The 17,969-nt window shown below is 68.8% G+C and carries 17 protein-coding genes; 8 read left to right on the forward strand and 9 right to left on the reverse strand.

The features are described from left to right. Positions 1–4 precede the first annotated feature (4 nt). Positions 5–1,798, reverse strand: coding sequence for an asparagine synthetase B family protein (locus VV02_RS08660; protein ID WP_052590997.1), 1,794 nt, complete (start codon positions 1,796–1,798; stop codon positions 5–7). Between the two features lie 128 nt (positions 1,799–1,926). On the opposite strand from VV02_RS08660, the gene VV02_RS08665 reads away from it, so the two are divergent. Beyond that, positions 1,927–2,790: a glycosyltransferase family 2 protein gene (locus VV02_RS08665; RefSeq protein ID WP_052590998.1), complete on the forward strand. Its 864-nt coding sequence runs from the start codon at positions 1,927–1,929 to the stop codon at positions 2,788–2,790. Here VV02_RS08665 and VV02_RS08670 read toward each other — a convergent pair. Then, positions 2,781–3,785 (reverse strand): glycosyltransferase, encoded by a 1,005-nt coding sequence (locus VV02_RS08670; RefSeq protein ID WP_052590999.1) that lies wholly within the window; start codon positions 3,783–3,785, stop codon positions 2,781–2,783. The genes VV02_RS08665 and VV02_RS08670 overlap by 10 nt on opposite strands. A gap of 162 nt (positions 3,786–3,947) precedes the next feature. Between VV02_RS08670 and VV02_RS08675 the strand changes: the two genes are divergently transcribed. Further along, a complete protein-coding gene (locus VV02_RS08675) occupies positions 3,948–5,312 on the forward strand; it encodes an AMP-binding protein (protein WP_169787664.1) in 1,365 nt (454 codons plus the stop codon). Positions 5,313–5,315: 3 nt separating this feature from the next. On the opposite strand, the gene VV02_RS08680 is transcribed toward VV02_RS08675, so the two are convergent. Genes VV02_RS08680 through VV02_RS08690 form a run of 3 tightly spaced genes read right to left on the reverse strand, consistent with a single transcriptional unit; the run spans position 5,316 to position 7,686 of the window. Then, on the reverse strand, positions 5,316–5,585 hold the full coding sequence (locus tag VV02_RS08680) for an acyl carrier protein (protein WP_052591001.1): 270 nt from the start codon (positions 5,583–5,585) through the stop codon (positions 5,316–5,318). Further along, entirely contained in the window at positions 5,582–6,832 is a 1,251-nt protein-coding gene (locus VV02_RS08685; protein ID WP_245633029.1) for a pyridoxal-dependent decarboxylase, exosortase A system-associated, read from the reverse strand. Before VV02_RS08685 ends, VV02_RS08680 begins: the two co-directional genes overlap by 4 nt. Then, positions 6,829–7,686, reverse strand: coding sequence for a hypothetical protein (locus tag VV02_RS08690; protein ID WP_218917387.1), 858 nt, complete (start codon positions 7,684–7,686; stop codon positions 6,829–6,831). Before VV02_RS08690 ends, VV02_RS08685 begins: the two co-directional genes overlap by 4 nt. Positions 7,687–7,915: 229 nt before the next feature. On the opposite strand from VV02_RS08690, the gene VV02_RS08695 reads away from it, so the two are divergent. Together VV02_RS08695 and VV02_RS08700 are read left to right on the forward strand one after the other, a co-directional pair. Next, positions 7,916–8,764 carry a glycosyltransferase family 2 protein gene (locus tag VV02_RS08695; RefSeq protein WP_052591002.1) on the forward strand — a complete coding sequence of 283 codons (849 nt, stop codon included), beginning with the start codon at positions 7,916–7,918 and terminating at the stop codon, positions 8,762–8,764. Beyond that, a complete protein-coding gene (locus tag VV02_RS08700; RefSeq protein WP_052591003.1) occupies positions 8,761–9,444 on the forward strand; it encodes a polysaccharide deacetylase family protein in 684 nt (227 codons plus the stop codon). Before VV02_RS08695 ends, VV02_RS08700 begins: the two co-directional genes overlap by 4 nt. 4 nt (positions 9,445–9,448) lie before the next feature. On the opposite strand, the gene VV02_RS08705 is transcribed toward VV02_RS08700, so the two are convergent. From VV02_RS08705 to VV02_RS08720, 4 genes are read right to left on the reverse strand one after another with little or no spacing between them, the layout of a single operon-like run. Continuing rightward, the gene (locus VV02_RS08705; protein ID WP_052591004.1) at positions 9,449–10,372 is read right to left on the reverse strand and encodes a glycosyltransferase family 2 protein; all 924 of its coding nucleotides are present in this window, start codon (positions 10,370–10,372) and stop codon (positions 9,449–9,451) included. Continuing rightward, positions 10,369–11,589 carry a glycosyltransferase gene (locus VV02_RS08710; RefSeq protein WP_169787665.1) on the reverse strand — a complete coding sequence of 407 codons (1,221 nt, stop codon included), beginning with the start codon at positions 11,587–11,589 and terminating at the stop codon, positions 10,369–10,371. The genes VV02_RS08705 and VV02_RS08710 overlap by 4 nt, the downstream gene beginning before the upstream one ends. Further along, positions 11,576–13,084 carry an O-antigen ligase family protein gene (locus VV02_RS26655; protein ID WP_169787666.1) on the reverse strand — a complete coding sequence of 503 codons (1,509 nt, stop codon included), beginning with the start codon at positions 13,082–13,084 and terminating at the stop codon, positions 11,576–11,578. The genes VV02_RS08710 and VV02_RS26655 overlap by 14 nt, the downstream gene beginning before the upstream one ends. After that, complete coding sequence (locus VV02_RS08720) at positions 13,081–13,995, reverse strand: hypothetical protein (RefSeq protein WP_052591007.1); 915 nt, start codon at positions 13,993–13,995, stop codon at positions 13,081–13,083. Before VV02_RS08720 ends, VV02_RS26655 begins: the two co-directional genes overlap by 4 nt. A 239-nt stretch (positions 13,996–14,234) precedes the next feature. On the opposite strand from VV02_RS08720, the gene VV02_RS08725 reads away from it, so the two are divergent. The 4 genes from VV02_RS08725 to VV02_RS08740 are packed head-to-tail and all read left to right on the forward strand — an operon-like array spanning position 14,235 to position 17,969. After that, positions 14,235–15,278 carry an NAD-dependent epimerase/dehydratase family protein gene (locus tag VV02_RS08725; protein ID WP_052591008.1) on the forward strand — a complete coding sequence of 348 codons (1,044 nt, stop codon included), beginning with the start codon at positions 14,235–14,237 and terminating at the stop codon, positions 15,276–15,278. After that, complete coding sequence (locus VV02_RS08730; protein ID WP_052591009.1) at positions 15,275–16,507, forward strand: class I SAM-dependent methyltransferase; 1,233 nt, start codon at positions 15,275–15,277, stop codon at positions 16,505–16,507. Before VV02_RS08725 ends, VV02_RS08730 begins: the two co-directional genes overlap by 4 nt. Further along, positions 16,504–17,331 carry a glycosyltransferase family protein gene (locus VV02_RS08735; protein ID WP_052591010.1) on the forward strand — a complete coding sequence of 276 codons (828 nt, stop codon included), beginning with the start codon at positions 16,504–16,506 and terminating at the stop codon, positions 17,329–17,331. Before VV02_RS08730 ends, VV02_RS08735 begins: the two co-directional genes overlap by 4 nt. Beyond that, positions 17,328–17,969, forward strand: coding sequence for a PIG-L deacetylase family protein (locus tag VV02_RS08740; protein WP_052591011.1), 642 nt, complete (start codon positions 17,328–17,330; stop codon positions 17,967–17,969). The genes VV02_RS08735 and VV02_RS08740 overlap by 4 nt, the downstream gene beginning before the upstream one ends.

Here is a 17,969-nt window from a genome sequence, read left to right on the forward strand (position 1 = left end):
TCCGCTAAGGCCGCGGAGCCGCCACGGTTGAAGCCGCCGTGGCGGCTACCGTCGCGAGGAGACTCGCGGCAAAGGCCAGCTCGTTCTCTGCGGGCTGGACCGACCCCTCAAGGAGCGACTCGAGCCAGCTGTCGCGGACCACGTGCTGTCCGCGCAGCGGCTCGAGGAGCTCCGGGTGCTGCCGCCACTGCTCGAGCACCTTGTCGCTCAGCACCGATCCGCCCGCGGGCGGCAGCGTGCGGCCGCCCGCGCGTTGCCGCACCTTGGCGACTCCCTTGCGTACCGTCGTTGCGACGTGCCTGACCCGCTGCCCGCCGCTCGGTGACACCGAGGCTGCCGGTGGTGGTCGACCCTCCAGCGGGATGCGACCCAGCTCGGGGTCGAGCTCACAGACGAGCGAGGACAGGAAACGGGCGTTGCTCTTGGCCCGCGGTGGGAGAGCGTTCGCGATGTCGATGAAGCCCGGGTCCAGCATCGGGTTGACGACGGCCCGGTCCAGGCACACCGCGCTGTCCGTGACGCCCGCCCAGCGCTGCATCCGCTCGTACAGATAGAAGTGGTCGGTCGCCGGGAACCACGCCGCGTCGGTCGAACGAAGGCTGCGGTGCACCGCGTTGCGGGCATGATCACGCGCCCACCGGCCGAAGTCCGCGTCCAGCACCGAGTCGGAGACCGACTGGTTGGCGAACATGCGCCATGAGGTGAGCAGACGAGTCTGCATCGGAGTGACGGGCAAGGGGATCTGCGGCCCGAAGTAGTAGAAGCCGCGGGCGACCTCGCCACCCAGCCCCGAGATCCGGTGGCCCTGAGGCATCGTCGCCTCCGTCATGCTGAGCGCCGCGTGCGCCACCGGATCGGCCATGCCGTCGACGCGACTGCCCGCCCACATCACCAGGTCGTGCGCGTCGGAGGGCGCGAGTGCGGTCAAGGACTCCAGGTTGTGGATCAGGTGCTCCATCGAGTCACGGGCGGCGAGCTCGCCGGCGATCACGACGTCGGGATCGTCGGGCGCGGTCGCCAGGGTGAGGACCCGCAGGCCGCGTCGCTGCGCCGGCTCGATCGCCGCGAGCAGGATGCGTGAGTCGAGGCCACCGGTGAGCTGGAGCACCGCGTCGGGGTGCTCCTCCAGATAGGCCGTGAGGTACGACCGAAGCAGCTTGGCGGCTCGCGGCACCGCTTCGGACAGGTCGACCGTTTCGGGAGCGCGGTCCTCCGGCAGGTAGGTGCCCACCTCGACCTGCCCGGACTGCAGCGTGACCCGGCCTCCCGCCGCGAGCTTGGTGACGTCGCGGGTCAGTGTGCTGTTGCCGAGCTGCCAACCCAGCATCGCCTGGACAGCCACTGCCTCGTGATCGAGCTCGGACGGAGCCAGCGCCCCCAGCACGTACGCCGAGGTCGAGAGGGCCGACCAGCCGCGACCTTGGCGGTGGTAGAGGTGCCGGAAGCCGAGGGCATCGGTCACGCCGTAGGCGGTGGTCTCGGTCAGCTGAAGAGCCCCGAAGGCCGGCATCATGCCGCGGACCGCCGCGGTGGACTCGGTCGAGGTCAGGTCGAGAGCGTCCGGGGCGACGTCGTGGAGGCTGTCGCGCGCGATGGCGCTGAGGAAGATCGGCAGGCTGCCGACCGATGGCATCGTGATCGCGCCCCAGACCGCGACATGGAAGTCGCCGAGACGTCGTACGGACGCCCCGGGCACCTGACATCGGGCCAGTGCGGCGAAGACATCCGGGGCAGAGGCGTCACGAGCCCGGGCCGAGACGACGAGGATCCCGCTCAGAGGAAACGGTGCCTGGCCCACTCGCGCATCGTGTCACGGGCGATACCGCGGCGATCCGTCTTTGCCGCGACCTGCTGCCGAACAGCAACCTGGTGATTAGGCTGCCGACAGGCGGACCGTCGGCAGGTCGGTCGGGTCGGGGGAGACCAGTGGATGTCAGCGTGATCGTTCCGGTCTACAACGGCCTTCCCGAGCTCCAGGACCAGCTCGAGGCGCTGTCTCGCCAGACCTTCGATGGTGAGTGGGAGCTCCTCCTCGTCGACAACGCGAGCACGGACGGCACGTTCGACGCGGCGCAGGAGTGGGTCGGAAGGCTCCCGCTGCGCTGCTTGCGCGCGACCGACAGGCAGGGACCGTCGTACGCCCGCAACGTCGGGGCGCGTCACGCCCAGGGTGAGTGGCTCGCCTTCTGCGACGCCGACGATGTCGCGGACCCGGCTTGGCTCGAGCGTCTGTACGCCGCGCGCGAGGGCGCGGACATGGTGTCCGGGGCGATGGGAGTCGCCGAGCTCAACCCACCGTGGACGGTGCTGGCTCGCGGACCGTCGGCGGTGTGGGACGAGCTGCCGGAGGGACCGTGCGACTACCTCCCGTTCGCGCGGTCCTGCAATGTGCTCGTGCGGCGCTCGGCGTTTGAGGCGCTGGATGGATTCGACGAGAGCCTGCCGTTCCTCGAGGACGTCGATCTGTCATGGCGCGGCCAGCTGGCGGGCTGGACACTCGCGGTCGCGCCCACAGCCCTCATCCACTACCGCTACCGCCCGACGCCGATGGGTGTCTACCGGCAGATGGCCAACTACGAAGGCGCGGAAGTCCTTCTGTACCAACGCTTTCGGAGCCAGGGTGCCCAACGCCGGCCCGCGGCAGTCGTCGCTCGCAAGGTCGGGTGGCTTGTGGTCCGAGCGCCCTATCCGCTGCTCGGTCCGCGTCGTCGATACGTCTGGTTCACGATGCTCGGCGGCATGGTCGGGCGTGCGCGGGGGAGTGTCCGCTATCGCACGCTCTATCTGTGACGACGTGGTGTCTCGACCAGGGTGAACGGCGCGCTCGACGAACGGCGGGTCGCCGCCAGCCCGGCTGCCGCCATGAGGTGCTCGACGGTCAGCTGATCGGGATCACAGCTGACCGCCAGATCCCGGCGGGCCAGCTCGTCAGCGATCATCTGCTGATGGTCATCGACATGCTCGTCGTACGCCTGACGCCGGGTCAGGAGCACGGGCACGCGACCGGCGTCGAGCGCCGTCAGCGCCGAACCCACGCCGGCGTGCGCGATGACGAGATCGGCCTCCCGGACCGCGGCGCGCAGCTCCTCGGCGGGCATGCTCTGACGACCGTCGATCGGGAGATCTGACACGTCGGTGTAGCCGACCTGCCACAGCACGTCCGCATTGTCGGCAACGATCTCCGGCAGGAGACGCAGCACCGCCTCCGCAGCCCGGCGGAAGCCGTACGTGCGCATGGTCCCGAAGGTGACGACCACCTTCTTGATGTTGCCTGCGGCCACTCCGGGTGCCGGCACGCTGGTGTAGTCGTCGAAGACGCTGCCTTGGAAGTTCCAGCGACCGGTCGCCCACGAGGGGTACTGGGCGTAGAGCTGCATGCCGGGGAGGCGGGAGGCGAGGCGCCCCGTGAGGCTCGGCCCGGTGGCGCGGGCGGAGCTCTCGATCCAGTGGCACGGGATCCGTCGAGCGCTCGCGGGCAGGAGGACGGACAGCGCCATGGCGGCGCCTGTGGTGACGACCCGTGCGTAGCCTCCGCGACGCAGCAGCCGGTCGGCCGGTGGGACGTTGGCGAGCATGACTTCGCCGTGGCGCGGCGCGACGTAGCGGAGGAAGTGCACGGTCTCGCCCTCGAGGAGGGACCGTGACTGCGGGTCGTCGGCCGTCACCCACTCGACCTCGTCAGCGAGCGGGCGCAGCCGATGGCGCAGCCGCATCAGCTGTTCGAGATGGCCCCCCGTGGAGGCGACCAGCAGTGTCGGGCCGCTCGCCCCATTCGCCCCCGACATATACGTCCCCCGCCGCCCAAGTGATGCCAGGCTCGCCGTGGCTCCATACCAGATACATCGGCTTCCTGGGGTGTTAGCCTATGCGCGCCGTCGCGGCTTCGGATGTCGTTCCGAGATGTTCGTGGCGATAGGGGGAGCTGTCGTGCAGTGCAGGCAACGTCGATGAATGAGCTCGCCGAGCAGGTGCTCGCGGTGCCGCGATCCGATGTGCTGATCGCTGATCGTTCTGGGGGTCTGTCGCTCGCGGAGGCCCGTCAGGATGCGTCCGATCTGGTGACCGAGATCCGAGCCGCGAGCTCCGTCGTACGCCCGACCGTGGCGGTCCGCCTCCCGCTCGGTTCTCGTGCCGCACTCTGCCTGACCACGGCGATCCTGCACGACCTCACGGTGGTGTTCCTCGATCCGGCTTGGCCGGACGAGCGGACCAAGGCCGTACTCACTGCCGTACGCCCGCACGTCGTCATCGATCAGGAAGGCGTCCGAGCCGGTGACAGCGACGGGGCGGCGACGGAGCTGGTGTCCGGCTACCTGGCCATGACCAGCGGGTCGACCGGCGCCGCTCCGAAGGGCGTCCTGGCGCCCTGGGCCAGCGTGTCCCGCTTCGTTGCGGCCGGTGCTGCTGAGCTCGAGCTGGACGCAGCGGCGGTGTGGGCCGAGCCAACGCCGTTGTCATACGACATGGCGATCACCAACGTCCTGCTCGCCCTCGCCTCCGGTGCGCAGCTGCAGCTCGGCTCCACGGCCGACGGCCTTCGGCCCCTGCGTTTTGCCACGCGCGTGGGCGCAACGCACGTCCGGCTCGCGCCGCGAAGCGTGGAACTCGCTGTGGCAGAACGCCGTTCGGCTCCACCATCCCTTCGCGTCTGGGGCAGCGGCGGCGACAGGTTGCGTACGTCGCACGTGCGCGCTGTGCATGAGCTCGGCATCCCAGCCGTGGTCAACACCTACGGCACGAGCGAGACGATCGGCTTCGCGAGCGCGGCTCGACTGCTCACCGGGGCGGACGTACCTGAGCACGAGGGAGTCGTCACGGTCGGCGACGGCCGAGTCGGCGACTGGTCGGTGCAGCTGGACTCCGATCAGCTGCTCGCCATCCACAGCGAGTGGGCGCCCGGGGGCTATCGATTCGGCGGTCAGGACGGTGACGGGTATCCGCGCTGGTCCAGCACGGGTGGTGTCGTCACCGGTGACATCGGTGTGCACGACGGAACGAACTTCTTCTGCCTCGGCCGCTCCGGGCGTCGCGTGAAACGGCACGGGATCTTCATCGACCTCGACTACGTGGACGACCTGCTCGAGCGTGCGCACGGCGTCGCGTCGTTCACGTTCCAGGACCCGTCAGGACGGTTGCTGACGATCGCCGAGATCGACGCCGACCGGGTCACGAACGTCCGGAAGGCGCTCGCCGAGGTGGTCACCTCCGAGCAGCTGCCCGAGTCCTTGATCCCCGTGGCCCGCGTGCCGCGTCTGGCCAACGGCAAGGTGGACCAGCGTCAGGCCCGGGAGCTCGGAGCCAGCGAGGCGTGAGCCTCAGGGGCGGTGCGAGTCGACGTACGCCGTCAGGCTGCCGACCGTCTCGAAGACATCGCCGGTGATGTCCTCGTCGTCGACCTCGAAGCCGAACTGGTTCTCGATCTCCGTGGCGACCTGCACGATGGCGAGCGAGTCGAGCTCCGGCATGCTGCCGAACAGCTCGGTCGACGCCGTGATGCTGTCCCCTTGGATGCCCAGTGTCTCCACGAGCAGGTCGCGCACCTGCGCGAGTGTGTCGGTGGCTGGCGCCGTCGGGCTTTCGTTCATACCAAGACCTCCACGGGAGTCGGGTGACTGAGGAATGCGGTGGGGCTGGCGGTCAGACCGTAGGCGCCGGCCTGGAAGACCACCACGAGGTCGCCGACCTCGGCGTCGGGCAGGGGAACGCGGTCCCCGAGCAGGTCCAGCGGCGTACAGAGACAACCGACCACGTTGGTCTCGACGTCGCCCGCCGACAGGTCGGTCCCGATCACGAGCGGGTAGTTGCGACGGATCACCTGGCCGAAGTTGCCGGATGCGGCGAGCTGGTGGTGCATCCCGCCGTCCACGATCAGGAACCGCTGGCCGCGTGACACCTTGCTGTCGACCACGCGCGTGACGTAGACGCCCGCCTCGCCCACGATGTAGCGGCCGAGCTCGAGCAGCACGCGGGCGTCTGGCAGCTGGGGTCGCAGCCGCTCCGCCATGATCCGTCGCAGGCCGTCGCCAACCTGTGCCAGGTCGAGCGGCGCCTCCTTGGCGTAGTACGGAATCCCAAAGCCACCACCGAGATTCACGTATCGCGCAGGCTGGTCCAGGTGCTCCGACAGTCGGAGGACGAGGTCGACGGTGAGCTCCTGTGCGGTGGTCAGAATCTCCGCGCGAAGGTTTTGCGAGCCGGAGAACACGTGGAAGCCCTCGACGTCGAGATCCGTGTCGCGCAGCTGAGCGAGCAGGGCGGGTACGTCCTCCTCGTCGACTCCGAACTGCTGCGGGCCGCCGCCCATCCGCATGCCCGAGCCCTTGACCTCGAAGGACGGGTTGACGCGTACGGCGACCCGAGGTCGTACGCCGACGCGGTCTCCGGCGTCCAGCGCACGTCGCGCCTCGAGCTCGGACTCGAGCTCGATGAGTACGCCTGCCGCGACGGCCTGGGTCAGCTCATCGACCGTCTTGCCCGGCCCGGCAAAGCTGATGTCGCCAGGATCGATGCCCGTGTCGAGCGCTACCCGCAGCTCGCCGCCCGATGCGACGTCGAGGCAGTCCAAGACCGTGCGCGCGTGCTGCACCAGCGCTGGCATCGGGTTGGCCTTCATCGCATAGGACAGCTCGACATCCGAGGGCAGCGCGGCCCGCAGCTCGGCCACGCGCTGGGTGATCTGAGCGCGGTCGTACGCGAAGAAGGGCGTGCTGCCGACGCGCGCGGCAAGCCGGTCGACCGGGATGCCACCGACCGTGAGCGTGCCGTCGGTTGCGCCGAACCGGTCGACCAGGGTGGCCACACCAGGGTGCGGCGAGCTCGGGGCTGTAGTCACCACGGCAGAGCCTCCAGCTCGGTGTAGAGGTAGTCGATGTCATCTGCGGACAGCGTCGCGCTCTTGAACATCTTCGGTCGCGGCCGCTCGAGCATCACCGACGGTCGGGGCCGCGGGCCGATGACCCGCAGCTCCGCGAGCGTGAACGCCACGCGATGGTGCAGCAGCAGGTGGTTCGTGACGCGGTGGAAGTGACGCGCGAGCAGCTGTGGGTCGCTCGCGTGCAGGATCGACGCGAAGACGGGAAGTCCCTTGCGTCGGTCGTGCCGAAAGATCAAGTAGCACACGCGATCTCGGTCGCGGACGATGACGTGACGCGCTGCCGCAGCGTCCAGATGATCGTCGTAGATCCGCAGCTGGACGTCGTCCAGGTGCTCGCGGACGACCGACGGGTCCGAGCTGACCAGGACGCCGCCGGGTCGGCTGGGCCACGGCAGGTTGGGCACCAGGGCGGTCGCCGTGTCCATGACCGAGAACTTCAGCCGCTTGTTGAGCTCAATCACGTTGCCGCTCGGCGACATGTCGGTGAAGTGGTAGTCGCGCTGGGCGAGAAGTGAGGTGAGCAGCCGAACGCCCGCGAACCGATGCTCCTCCAGGACGCACCACGCGCCGAGGTTGCAGAAGCGCTCTGTCGTGCCGCGGACATCTCGCTCCGAGTAGTAGGCGACGTAGGCGCCGACCACCTGGTCCTCCAGCTTCAGCATGAACCCGTGATTCGGGGCGTCGGTCGCCCACGGCATCCGCAAGGCCCGCTCCCATGCAGCGGCCGGCACGTCGCTGTTGAGGTGCTCGTGCATGAACGCGGACACGTCGGAGACGTCGCTGTCAGTGATCGGCATGACGCGCGCGCGCACTTGAGACGTCCTTCCCCAAAACCCCCACGATGCCGACCGACGCCTACAAGCAGGCAGTCGTGTCGCACATCGTCTCTACGGTACGAGACGACGAGAACTCGCGATGCCCAAATACCGCAGGTGGGGTGTTTGCGCATCTCGCGGCCGAGGGTGCCCGATCCACCTATCGTGTGAGAAGGCATCTCCGGCGGGGACGGAGGTGCGGTTGACCGGCCGACGAGGGGGTTGCGTGGTCTCGGTCCTGATTGCTGCACACAACGAGGGGCACACCATCGGGCCGTGCCTCGATCGCCTGCTGGGCGACGGGCGTGACACGCACCTGGACGTGGTCGTGGCGGCCAACGGGTGCAGCGACGACACCGCCGACCAGGCACGCCGCCGCGGGGTCACCGTGGTGGACCTGCCCAGTCCCGGCAAGGCTGCGGCGCTCAATGCCGCGGAGGCGCGAGCGACCGGCTTTCCGAGGGTTTACCTCGATGCGGACATCTCGCTGAGCAGTGCTGACCTCCGTCTTCTCATCGCCCCTCTCGATCGCGTCGGAGCGCACGGCACGGTCGTCCTTGCCGCCGTTCCGAGGCGGGCGATCGACGCGCACGGGGCGACGCGTCCCGTACGGATGTACTTCGACATCAACGCCCGTCACCCCGCCTACCGGGACGGGCTGTTCGGCCGCGGTGCGATCGCGATCTCGGAGAAGGGCCGCCGTCGGTTCACCGAGTTCCCGCTGCTCGTCGCCGATGACCTGTTCCTGGACTCGCAGTTCTCGGCGGCGGAGAAGGTCGAGGTCGCGCAGGTCGAGAGCGTGGTTGAGACCCCGCGCACGGTCCCTGACCTCCTCCGGCGCCTGGCGCGGGTGCGCCGCGGCAACAGCGAGCTGCGGTCCGCCGAGTCCGAGGGGGACGTACGGCCTCGGTCGTCCCTCAGCTGGCTGTCCGCCGAGGTCCGCCGGCAACCCGGCCTGGCCCCGAGCGCAATGGTGTACGTCGGGCTCACGTTGGCCGCCCAGGTCCAGGCCCGCCTGGCCCGGCCAGGCTGGGGTACGACCCGTACGGCACCTGACTCGGTCGTACCGACATGACCTCGCAGACGCTGCCGCCGGGACGTGAGGTGCAGGTGTGCTTCCACGGGATCGGTCGGCCGGGACGGACCTTGGAGCCGGACGAGGACTGGTACTGGGTGTCGGCAGACCAGTTCCAGCGGCTGCTCGATGAGATCTGCGACTGGCCGCTCACCCGGCTCAGCTTCGACGACGGCAACAGCTCGGACATTGAGCTGGCGCTGCCGGCGCTGGTCGAGCGTGGTCTGCACGCTTCCTTCTTCGTGCTCGCAGGACGCCTCGACCAGCCGGGCAGCCTGGGCAGGGACGACGTCAAGGCGCTGGTCGACGCGGGCATGGAGGTCGGCAACCACGGCTGGACCCACACACCCTGGCCCGACGTGGCGCCGGCCGACCTCGGCCTGGAGATCGATGACGCACGGGTCGCGTTGTCCGAGGCGGCAGGGACGCCGGTACGGAACGCAGCGCTCCCGCTCGGCAGGTACAACCGTCGGGTGCTCGGTCGGGTTCGGGCCAGCGACTATCGCTCGTTGTCGACCAGTGACTGTCGAGTGGCCCGGCCGTCGGCCTGGTTGGTGCCACGGTTCAGCGTTCGAAGCAGTGACACACCTGACGTGCTGCGGGACCGCGTCGAAGCGGCGGCGCGCAATCCCAGACGAACAGCGTTGGCAGCCAACGGGATTCGCAAGCGGTGGCTCTGACGCGTCACACGCGCAATGAGTGCGGGCCGGCGGGCTCACGCATACGACGCCGGCTGAGCAGCATGCGCAGCGCAGCCCGACTCGTGGGGTGGCCGAGCGCTGAACGCGTCGCCTCACGACCCACGACGAAGGCGTAGAACATCGAGGACGACACGGGTCCGTGCCGGCGCCGGTAGAGCAGCACCTTGTTGCGAGACAGCAACGCCCACATGCCCGGGTTGGAGTCCGAGCCGCCCTCAAGGTGGACGGCATGAGCGGTCGGTACGTAGCGGGTGACGAACCCTGCGTCGCGCGCGCGGAGGCCGTACTCCGTCTCCTCGGAGTACAGGAAGAACGACTCGTCCCACGGGCCGCACGCGGCCCAGCACTCAGCGCTGATGAGCTGCGTCGAGCCCTCCGCCCAGTCGGTGATGGCCTCGTTGTCGTAGCGCGTCTCGTCGTAGACGAACTCGCCGACGTCCCACAGGCGGCCGAGCCGGCGCGCGCCGACCGCGGTCTCCGCCAGGGTGCGCAGCGCGCCCGGCTCGCGGCGCATGGAGTGGTTGAGCTCGCCGTGGCGGTTGGTCAGCCGGGGCACCGCGATGCCGGTGCCCGGGACCTCGAGACCCCGAAGCAGCTCGCGTACGCACCCCTCACCGAGCCGTACGTCGGCGTTGAGAATGAGCACGGCGTCCGCGGTGCCGAGCGCTGCTACGCCGGCATTGATCCCGGCCGCGTAGCCCCCATTACGTCCGGTCTCGACGACCTTCGCTGAGGGCAGGAGCCGAGCGGCGGCCTCGGCTGATCCATCGTGAGAGTCGTTGTCCACGAACACGATTCGCGCCTCGACACCCTCGAGGCCAGCGGGGAAGGACGCGACGAGGTCGGGCAAGAGGTCGGCGCTGTTGTAGGTGACGACGACGACCGTCACCTCCGGGCGACTGGTCATGCGTCTCCTCCTGAGCCGGTCGCGCCCTCGCGACGGTAGGTCGATGTTCGCGCTGCGTCGGTGCTGAGCGCGGCGGCCCGCCACGCCACGTAACGGTTGCTCCAGTCGTGCTGCAATCGCCACTGCCACAGCGAGGCTTGGTCGGCAGGCGGCATCTGTGCGGCAGCGAGGATCGCGGCGGCCTGCGGGGCGCCTGGCTCGACCAGCACCATCCGATCGGTGACGCCGCGGATCGACGGCAGGTCGGTGGCGACGATCGGCGTCCCGACCGCGGCGTACTCGTAGAGCTTGAGGGGGCTCATGGCGACGGTCATCTCGGTGCGTCGATGGGGCACCAGGCACACCGACGCGGCCGCGGCCATGGCGAGCACCTCAGCGCGGGGCACTCGCTCATGGATGTGCACGTTGGGGACAGCCGCCAGCTGGTCGAACGGCCGAGGGTCGACCATCGGTCCGACCAGACAGAAGTCCCAGTCGGGCAGATCGCGGGCGGCAGCAGCGATGGCATCGGTGTCCACCCGTTGCTGGAGTGACCCGGAGTAGAAAGCGACGGGTCGGCGCAGCTGGTCGAACCATGCAGGCGGGGCGGGCAGGTCGCGGACCTCCGACACGTCGACACCGTTGGGGATGACGGTGCTGCGCTCGGACCCGATGCGGTCGATGATCGCCGGCGTCACGCCGATGACGTTGGTCCGCTGCGCAGCCATCCTGCTGTAGGCCCAGGCCGTCACCGGACGCCACTGCGTCATGAGCGGGTAGGACAGCCAGTCGTCCCAGGCGTAGTAGACGACGTCGCGCCAGACCGACCGGTCGGCGACGGCTGCATGGACCGGATGACAGGTGACGAGCACCGGAGCCGCCGACCGGCGTCGCCCGAGCGTCGCCAGCCGCCGATCGAGACTGCGGTAGTGGCGTACGACGCGCTCCTGACCCAGCGGGTCTCGGCGGGCCCATCGCAACGGATGGACGATGCGGCGGTCCGGGCCGTGCGGAAAGCCTTCGGCACGTGGTTGACGCCAGTTCTTGGCCCGTCCGAGCCGGCTGCGAAACGCGTCCACAACAGTCACGTCTGCGATGTCGGGATCCTCAAGCAGTGCCCGAGCCATGCGGTCGGGCGAGAAGCCGAAGTCGCGCCGGCGCGCGTCGCCCCACGTGCTGAACCCGAGGGCCATGACGACCTCGCTCGGAGGTCCGTCCACGACGTCAGACGGTTGCATGTGCTCGCCTCGGGCGACCGATCGACCGCCGACGTGCGGTCGGCTTCGGTACGGACCGCTCACCCGAGCTCTCGACCGCCGAGCTCCAGAGGGCGCCGGCGCACCCGACCAGCAGGAAGAGGACGAAGGCGCACTGGAGGAAGCTGAACTCATCGAACGTCAGCGCACTGATGGCCAGACAGGAGATCGCCGCGGCGATGGCCTGCCCGAGGTCGCGCGCAGGGCGGTCCTCCAGGCGCTTTCGGGCCCCTCGGGCGACCCCGCCACCCACGACGAAAATCGCGAGCAGCGCTGCGACGGCAAAGAATCCGCCGTTGAGCAGGCTCATGAGGAACTGGTTGTCCAGATAGAAGTACGCCGCCGGCTGGAAGGTGCCGAATCCTCGACCGAACCACCAGTGCCCGTGCATCAGGGCCGGGATATGGCCGTAGTCCTCGGTGCGTCCCGTGATGCTGTCATCGGAGGAACCCGCCAGGAAGAAGCTCTTCAGCGTGCCGAGCAGACCGGGCACGGCCGCTCGGAACATCCCGAGGCCGAGGACGCCGAGGACGGCCAGGTTGATCCTGGCGCGGGGAGTGAGGGCGACGCAGTAGACCCCCAGCGCGACGAGCAGCCCGACAATGCCTGACCGCGAGACCGGCAACGGGATCGCGGCGAGGATGGCGGCGAGCATGAACCAGAACCGCCGGCGCTCCTTGGGATTGCGAGCGTTGAGCGCGAAGTGCAGCGCGAGTGGCGCCGCAGCCGCGAGGACGACGGAGAACTCGATGGGGTGCGCGGCCGCCCCCTCGACACGGGCGAATCCGCCGCGCTCGCCTGACGTGATCTCGGTGTTCGCGGTCAGCCCGGGTAGGTGCGCCAGCTGGTGGTAGTCGAGACCCGCGGAGTACTCCAGGATGCCGATCGTGGCCTGGACAGCGACCAGGGCGACAAGGCGTCGCAGCACCGTCGTCACCCGTTCGACCGTTTCGAGCCCGTCGACGGCGAGCATCGCGATCCCGACCATGGCCAGGAAAGGGAAGATCGAGCGTACGACCGACCCGCTCTCGTCTGAGGTGAGGTATCGCGTCGTCGCGGTGACGTACGCCGTCACACCGGTCACCAGGTAGAACCACACCACCCAGCGGATCGGGTGGGCCTGCTTGCCGCGGATCGTTCCCATCAGTCGGGCCGCCACCCAGAGCACCAGGCAGAAGAGCCCGAGCATGAGCGACGGGTTGCCCACCGACTTCAGCGGGCCCTTGATGACGTAGTTCTCCGGAACGAGGAACAGCAGCGCCAGCATGACCGTGAGGATGCCGCCCGCGTCACGTTCGGACATCGCGACACCTGCGCCGGCGGCGGCGGCCAGGAGGATGATGGCCAGCAGGATGGGGACGCGCGGATCATCGCTCAGCGCGGCGTAGGCCGCTGCCACCACCGCTCCCGCGGCACAGGCGATGACCAGGCGTAGGGACCACCGCCACCGTCTCGGTCGCTCCGCAAGAGTGCTCACGGCCGGCGGCTTCGTCGTCCCATCAGCAGCTCGTCGTACATGTCGGGGGCGTCATCGTCCGACGTGTCGTCGGATGCTCCGATCACAGGGGCCCCGTTGGCACGCGGTGCGGCCTTCTTTTCTTTCTCTTTGTCTCGTTCTTTGGGCAGTCGCACGCGCGCGGGTGCGAACTTGTCCTCCGGACGCCCGGCCATGGTCTCGTCATTGTCGCTGGCGACAGCAGGCTTGTCGTCGCGGCGACTGCTGACCAGGGTCTGATCGTCCTGGTCCTCAGCGGCCGGCTCGTCCCGCTTGCGACGCGGAGCTCTCGGCACCTTCGGCATCTCCAGGCGACGAGCGACCAGCCGGTCGACGAGCAGCGACAGCGCGGCGCCGGCGATGATGCCGACAGCCATCACCGCGAGGAAGAGCTTGACCTTGGACTGTGGGGGCAGCTCCGTGGCCTGAGGCGGCGAGGTGACGAAGGTCGTGTAGCGCGAACGCTCCGGCGCTCCGGCGCGGGTCTGGATCTGCTCGGCGCGCTTGGGTGCGTTGGCGAGGACGGACTTCACGACCTTCAGGACCTCGGCCTGGCTCTTTCCCCAGGTCTGGACGACGTACGACGCGGTCTGCGGCGGCAGGGTGATCGCGTAGTGGCTGCCGTTGGCCGCCTGTCCGGGCGCGGCGCCTGAGTTCGTGCCGCCCAACGTCGTCTGCGTGGTGACAGAGGTGAGGTCGGCGAGGACTGCCTCGCCCAGCAGCGTCGAGTCGCTGCCGAGCGGGTTGGATGTACGTGGATCCGGCGCGTCGGCCTTGATCTGATCGCTGTGCGGGTAGACAAAGGCATAGCTGCCGAAGCCGGTGTACGTCGGCTCGAGCTGCCTGGCCATCCCCGCCCAGATCCCCCCGGCGAGGATGAGAACTGGCAACATGACGTACCAGCGCCGAAGGCACACCCTCATCACGTCAAGGCTGTCCACAGCCGCCCCCTCATTTTTTTGCCCCCGGGTAAACCTGACAAAGGATATCCCGCGCCGATCCGGGCGGGACAGCGTTCTCCAAAAACGGCGGGCCCTAATATCCCGGACGGGCGGCGGCGTGGTGTATGCGGCGGTACCGTTCGAACGGCTGCGGTGAATGCGTAGCCGTGGGATCAACCGGGGGTGGGGTTATGCGCGTGCTGGTCACTGGCGACCGCGGATATATCGGGGCGGTGCTCGTACCGTTCTTTCAGGCAGCCGGACACGACGTCGTCGGTCTCGATGCCGGGTGGTACGACGGCTGCGACTTCGGCGCGCCGCCGACCGACTACGAGCAGCGGACCGGCGACGTGCGCGACGCGCGGCCGGAGGATCTCGAAGGTTTCGACGCGGTCGTCCACCTCGCCGCCGTCTCGAACGACCCGATCGGCGACCTCATCGCCTCGGCGACGTACTCCGTCAACGCTGACGGCGCCGTACACATGGCGCAGGTGGCCAAGCAGGCCGGCGTCCCTCGCTTCCTGTTCTCCTCCTCGTGCTCTCTCTACGGTGCGGCCGGCGACGGCCCGGTCGCGGAGGACGCGGACTTCCATCCGGTCACCCCTTACGGCGAGAGCAAGGTTCGGGCCGAGGCCGGCATCTCAGCCCTCGCGGACGACACGTTCAGCCCGGTCTACCTGCGCAACGCGACGGCATACGGCTCCTCGCCGCGGCTGCGCGCGGACATCGTGGTCAACAACCTGACCGGCGCCGCGGTGACTCGGGGCGAGGTGCGGCTGCAGAGCGACGGCAGCCCGTGGCGCCCGCTGGTGCACATCGAGGACATCTCGCGTGCGTTCCTGGCCGCGCTCACCGCTGACCGGGACAAGATCCACAACCAGGCGTTCAACGTGGGCTGCGATGCGGACGTCGTGCAGATCCGGACGATCGCCGAGCGGGTCGCAGAGGTGACGAGCTGTCCCGTGACCTTCGCCGAGGGGGCCGGGCCGGACAAGCGTGACTACCAGGTCGACTTCAGCAAGATCACCGCTGTCCTGCCGGACTTCGCGCCGCAGTGGTCGGTCCCGCGCGGCATCGACGAGCTGTACGCCGACATGACCGAACGCGGTCTGTCCTCAGACGAGTTCGAGCGTCGTTTCGTACGCCTGGCCCAGGTCCGCGAGCTGATGGACTCCGGGCGGCTGGACGAACAGCTGCACATGACCGCCGCGCCCGACGTGGTCGCGACGCCATGAGTACGCCCCTCTGCCGCCTCTGCGGCACCGAGCTCGAGGTCACGTTTGTCGACCTCGGGATGTCGCCGCCGTGCGAGAGCTTCCTGGCCGCCGACGAGCTGGACCAGGGCGAGACGTTCTATCCACTGCACGTCCGGATCTGCAGCGAGTGCCTGCTGGTGCAGCTGCCCGCCTACATCCCGGCCGAGGAGATCTTCAGCGACTACGCGTACTTCTCGAGCTATTCCGACTCGTGGGTGGCGCACGCTGGCCGGTTCGTCGAGGACGCGATTGCCCGACGTGGTCTCGATGACTCGTCGTTCGTGGTCGAGGTCGCGAGCAACGACGGTTATCTGTTGCAGCACACCATCGCCAAGGGCATCCGGTCGCTCGGGATCGAGCCGGCGGCCAACATCGCGCAGGTCGCGAACGACAAGGGCATACCGACGGTCTCCAGGTTCTTGGGCGAGGCCGTCGGTAAGACCGTGGCCCAGGAGCACGGGCCGGCCGATCTCGTGGTGGCCAACAACGTGTTCGCGCACGTCCCGGACATCGTCGACTTCGCCAAGGGCCTGCGCGCCCTGGTCGCTGACGACGGCGTCGTCTCGATCGAGATCCCGCACCTGCAGCGGCTGATCGAAGGTCGCCTCTACGACACGATCTACCACGAGCACTTCAGCTATCTGTCCCTGCTCACGACGCAACGAGTGCTGGCCGCGGCTGGCCTCACCGTCGTCGATGTGCAGGAGCTGACGACGCATGGTGGATCGCTGCGCACCTGGTCCGTTCCGACCGAGCGCGCCACCGCGCCGTCCGACGATGTGGCGCGGGTCCTGGCAGCCGAGGAGCGAGCCGGGCTGCACACCGTCGAGGGCCACCAGGGTTTCGCCGACGTGGTCGCGGCGGTGCGTGATGACCTGATCGAGTTCCTCATCGACTGCCGGCGCAAGGGTGCCGTCGTCGCGGGTTACGGAGCGCCGGGCAAGGGCAACACTCTGCTCAACCACTGCGGCATCCGCAGCGATCTGCTCTCGTTCACCGTCGACCGCAACCCGCACAAGCACGGCCATTTCCTGCCGGGCACCCACATCCCGATCCGACCGCCTGAGGCGCTGGACGAGGAACGGCCGGACTACGTGCTGATCCTGCCGTGGAATCTGCGCGAGGAGATCGCGGCGCAGCTGGCTCCGCTGAAGGCGAGCGGTACGCAGCTGGTCGTTCCGCTTCCGGCGCTGGAGGTTCTGCCATGAAGGTCGTGCTGTTCTGCGGTGGCCTGGGCTTGCGGATGCGAGTCGGCGACGACCCGCGGCCCAAGCCGATGATGAGCATCGGTGACCGCCCTGTGCTGTGGCACATCATGCGTTACTACGCGCACTTCGGGCACACCGAGTTCATCCTCTGCCTCGGCTATGGAGCCGAGGTCGTCAAGGACTACTTCCTGCACTACGACGAGACGGCGTCCAACGACTTCGTGCTCAGTGACGGTGGGCGCTCGATCGAGCTGATGAGCACCGACATCAGTGACTGGCGGATCACCTTCGTCGACACCGGCCTGACGACCGAGATCGGTGAGCGGCTGCGTCGAGTCCGCCCGCACCTCGGCGCGGACGACACCTTCCTCGCCCACTACGGTGACGTGCTGACCGACGCTCCGCTCAATGAGTTCATCGACACGTTCGAGCGACACGACGCCGCGGGTTCGCTGATGGCCGTCCCGCCGCCGGGGTCGTTCCACCTCGTGCGCACCGGCGATGACGACCTCCACGTGGCGGGGTTCCAGTCGGCGCGGGATCTGCCCATGCGCATCAACGGTGGCTTCTTCATCCTGCGGCAGGAGATCTTCGACTTCCTCGAAGAAGGCGAGGACCTGGTCACCGACGCCTGCGCCAAGGCGGCCCGCGCGGGACGGATGCTGGCGTTGCCGTACGACGGTTTCTGGGCTCCGATGGACACGCTCAAGGAACGGGCGACTCTGGAGGACCTCTACCGCAGCGGGGAAAGCCCATGGACGCTGTGGCGGTCGGGCACCGAGAGCATCGAGAGCAGGGTGCCAGGCGCGACGGTCGGGCCATGATCGGGCTCGACCTGCCCGCAGGTCCGCTCTCTGTCGTCTGCCTCGCTGCGCACCCCGATGACATCGAAATCGGTTGCGGCGGAACGATTCTCGCGCTTTCCGAACGACGTTCGGTGGCCGCGCACCACCTGGTTCTGACCGGCGGCGAGGCACGCCAGGCGGAGGCCCGCGTCGCCGCCGACCTGTTCTGGGGCGCTTCCGGCCCGGCCTCCGTGGAGACCCTCGGTCTGCGCGACGGCTACCTCCCTGCCCAGTGGGCCGAGACGAAGGACGCGCTCGAGGCCTTCGCCTCGCGGGTGCAGCCAGACGTCCTGCTCGCGCCGCGGCTGGACGACAGCCACCAGGACCACCGCCTCGTCGCCTCCCTGGTGGCGACCGCGTGGCGCGACACGCTCGTACTGAACTATGAGATCCCGAAGTGGGATGGGGACCTGAGACCCGTCACGCACTACGTGCCGCTCACCACCGAGCAGGCCCACCGCAAGGTGGAGCTGCTCGACAAGGCGTTTCCTTCGCAGAGCGACCGCGACTGGTGGGACCCGGAGACCTTCCTCGGGCTGATGCGGCTGCGCGGCATCGAGTGCCGATCGCGCTATGCCGAGGGCTTCGTCACGGCCAAGGCTGTGCTGAGCGTGTGA

Origin of the sequence: Luteipulveratus mongoliensis (genome assembly GCF_001190945.1) — a bacterium.
GTDB classification, from domain to species: Bacteria; Actinomycetota; Actinomycetes; order Actinomycetales; family Dermatophilaceae; genus Luteipulveratus; species Luteipulveratus mongoliensis.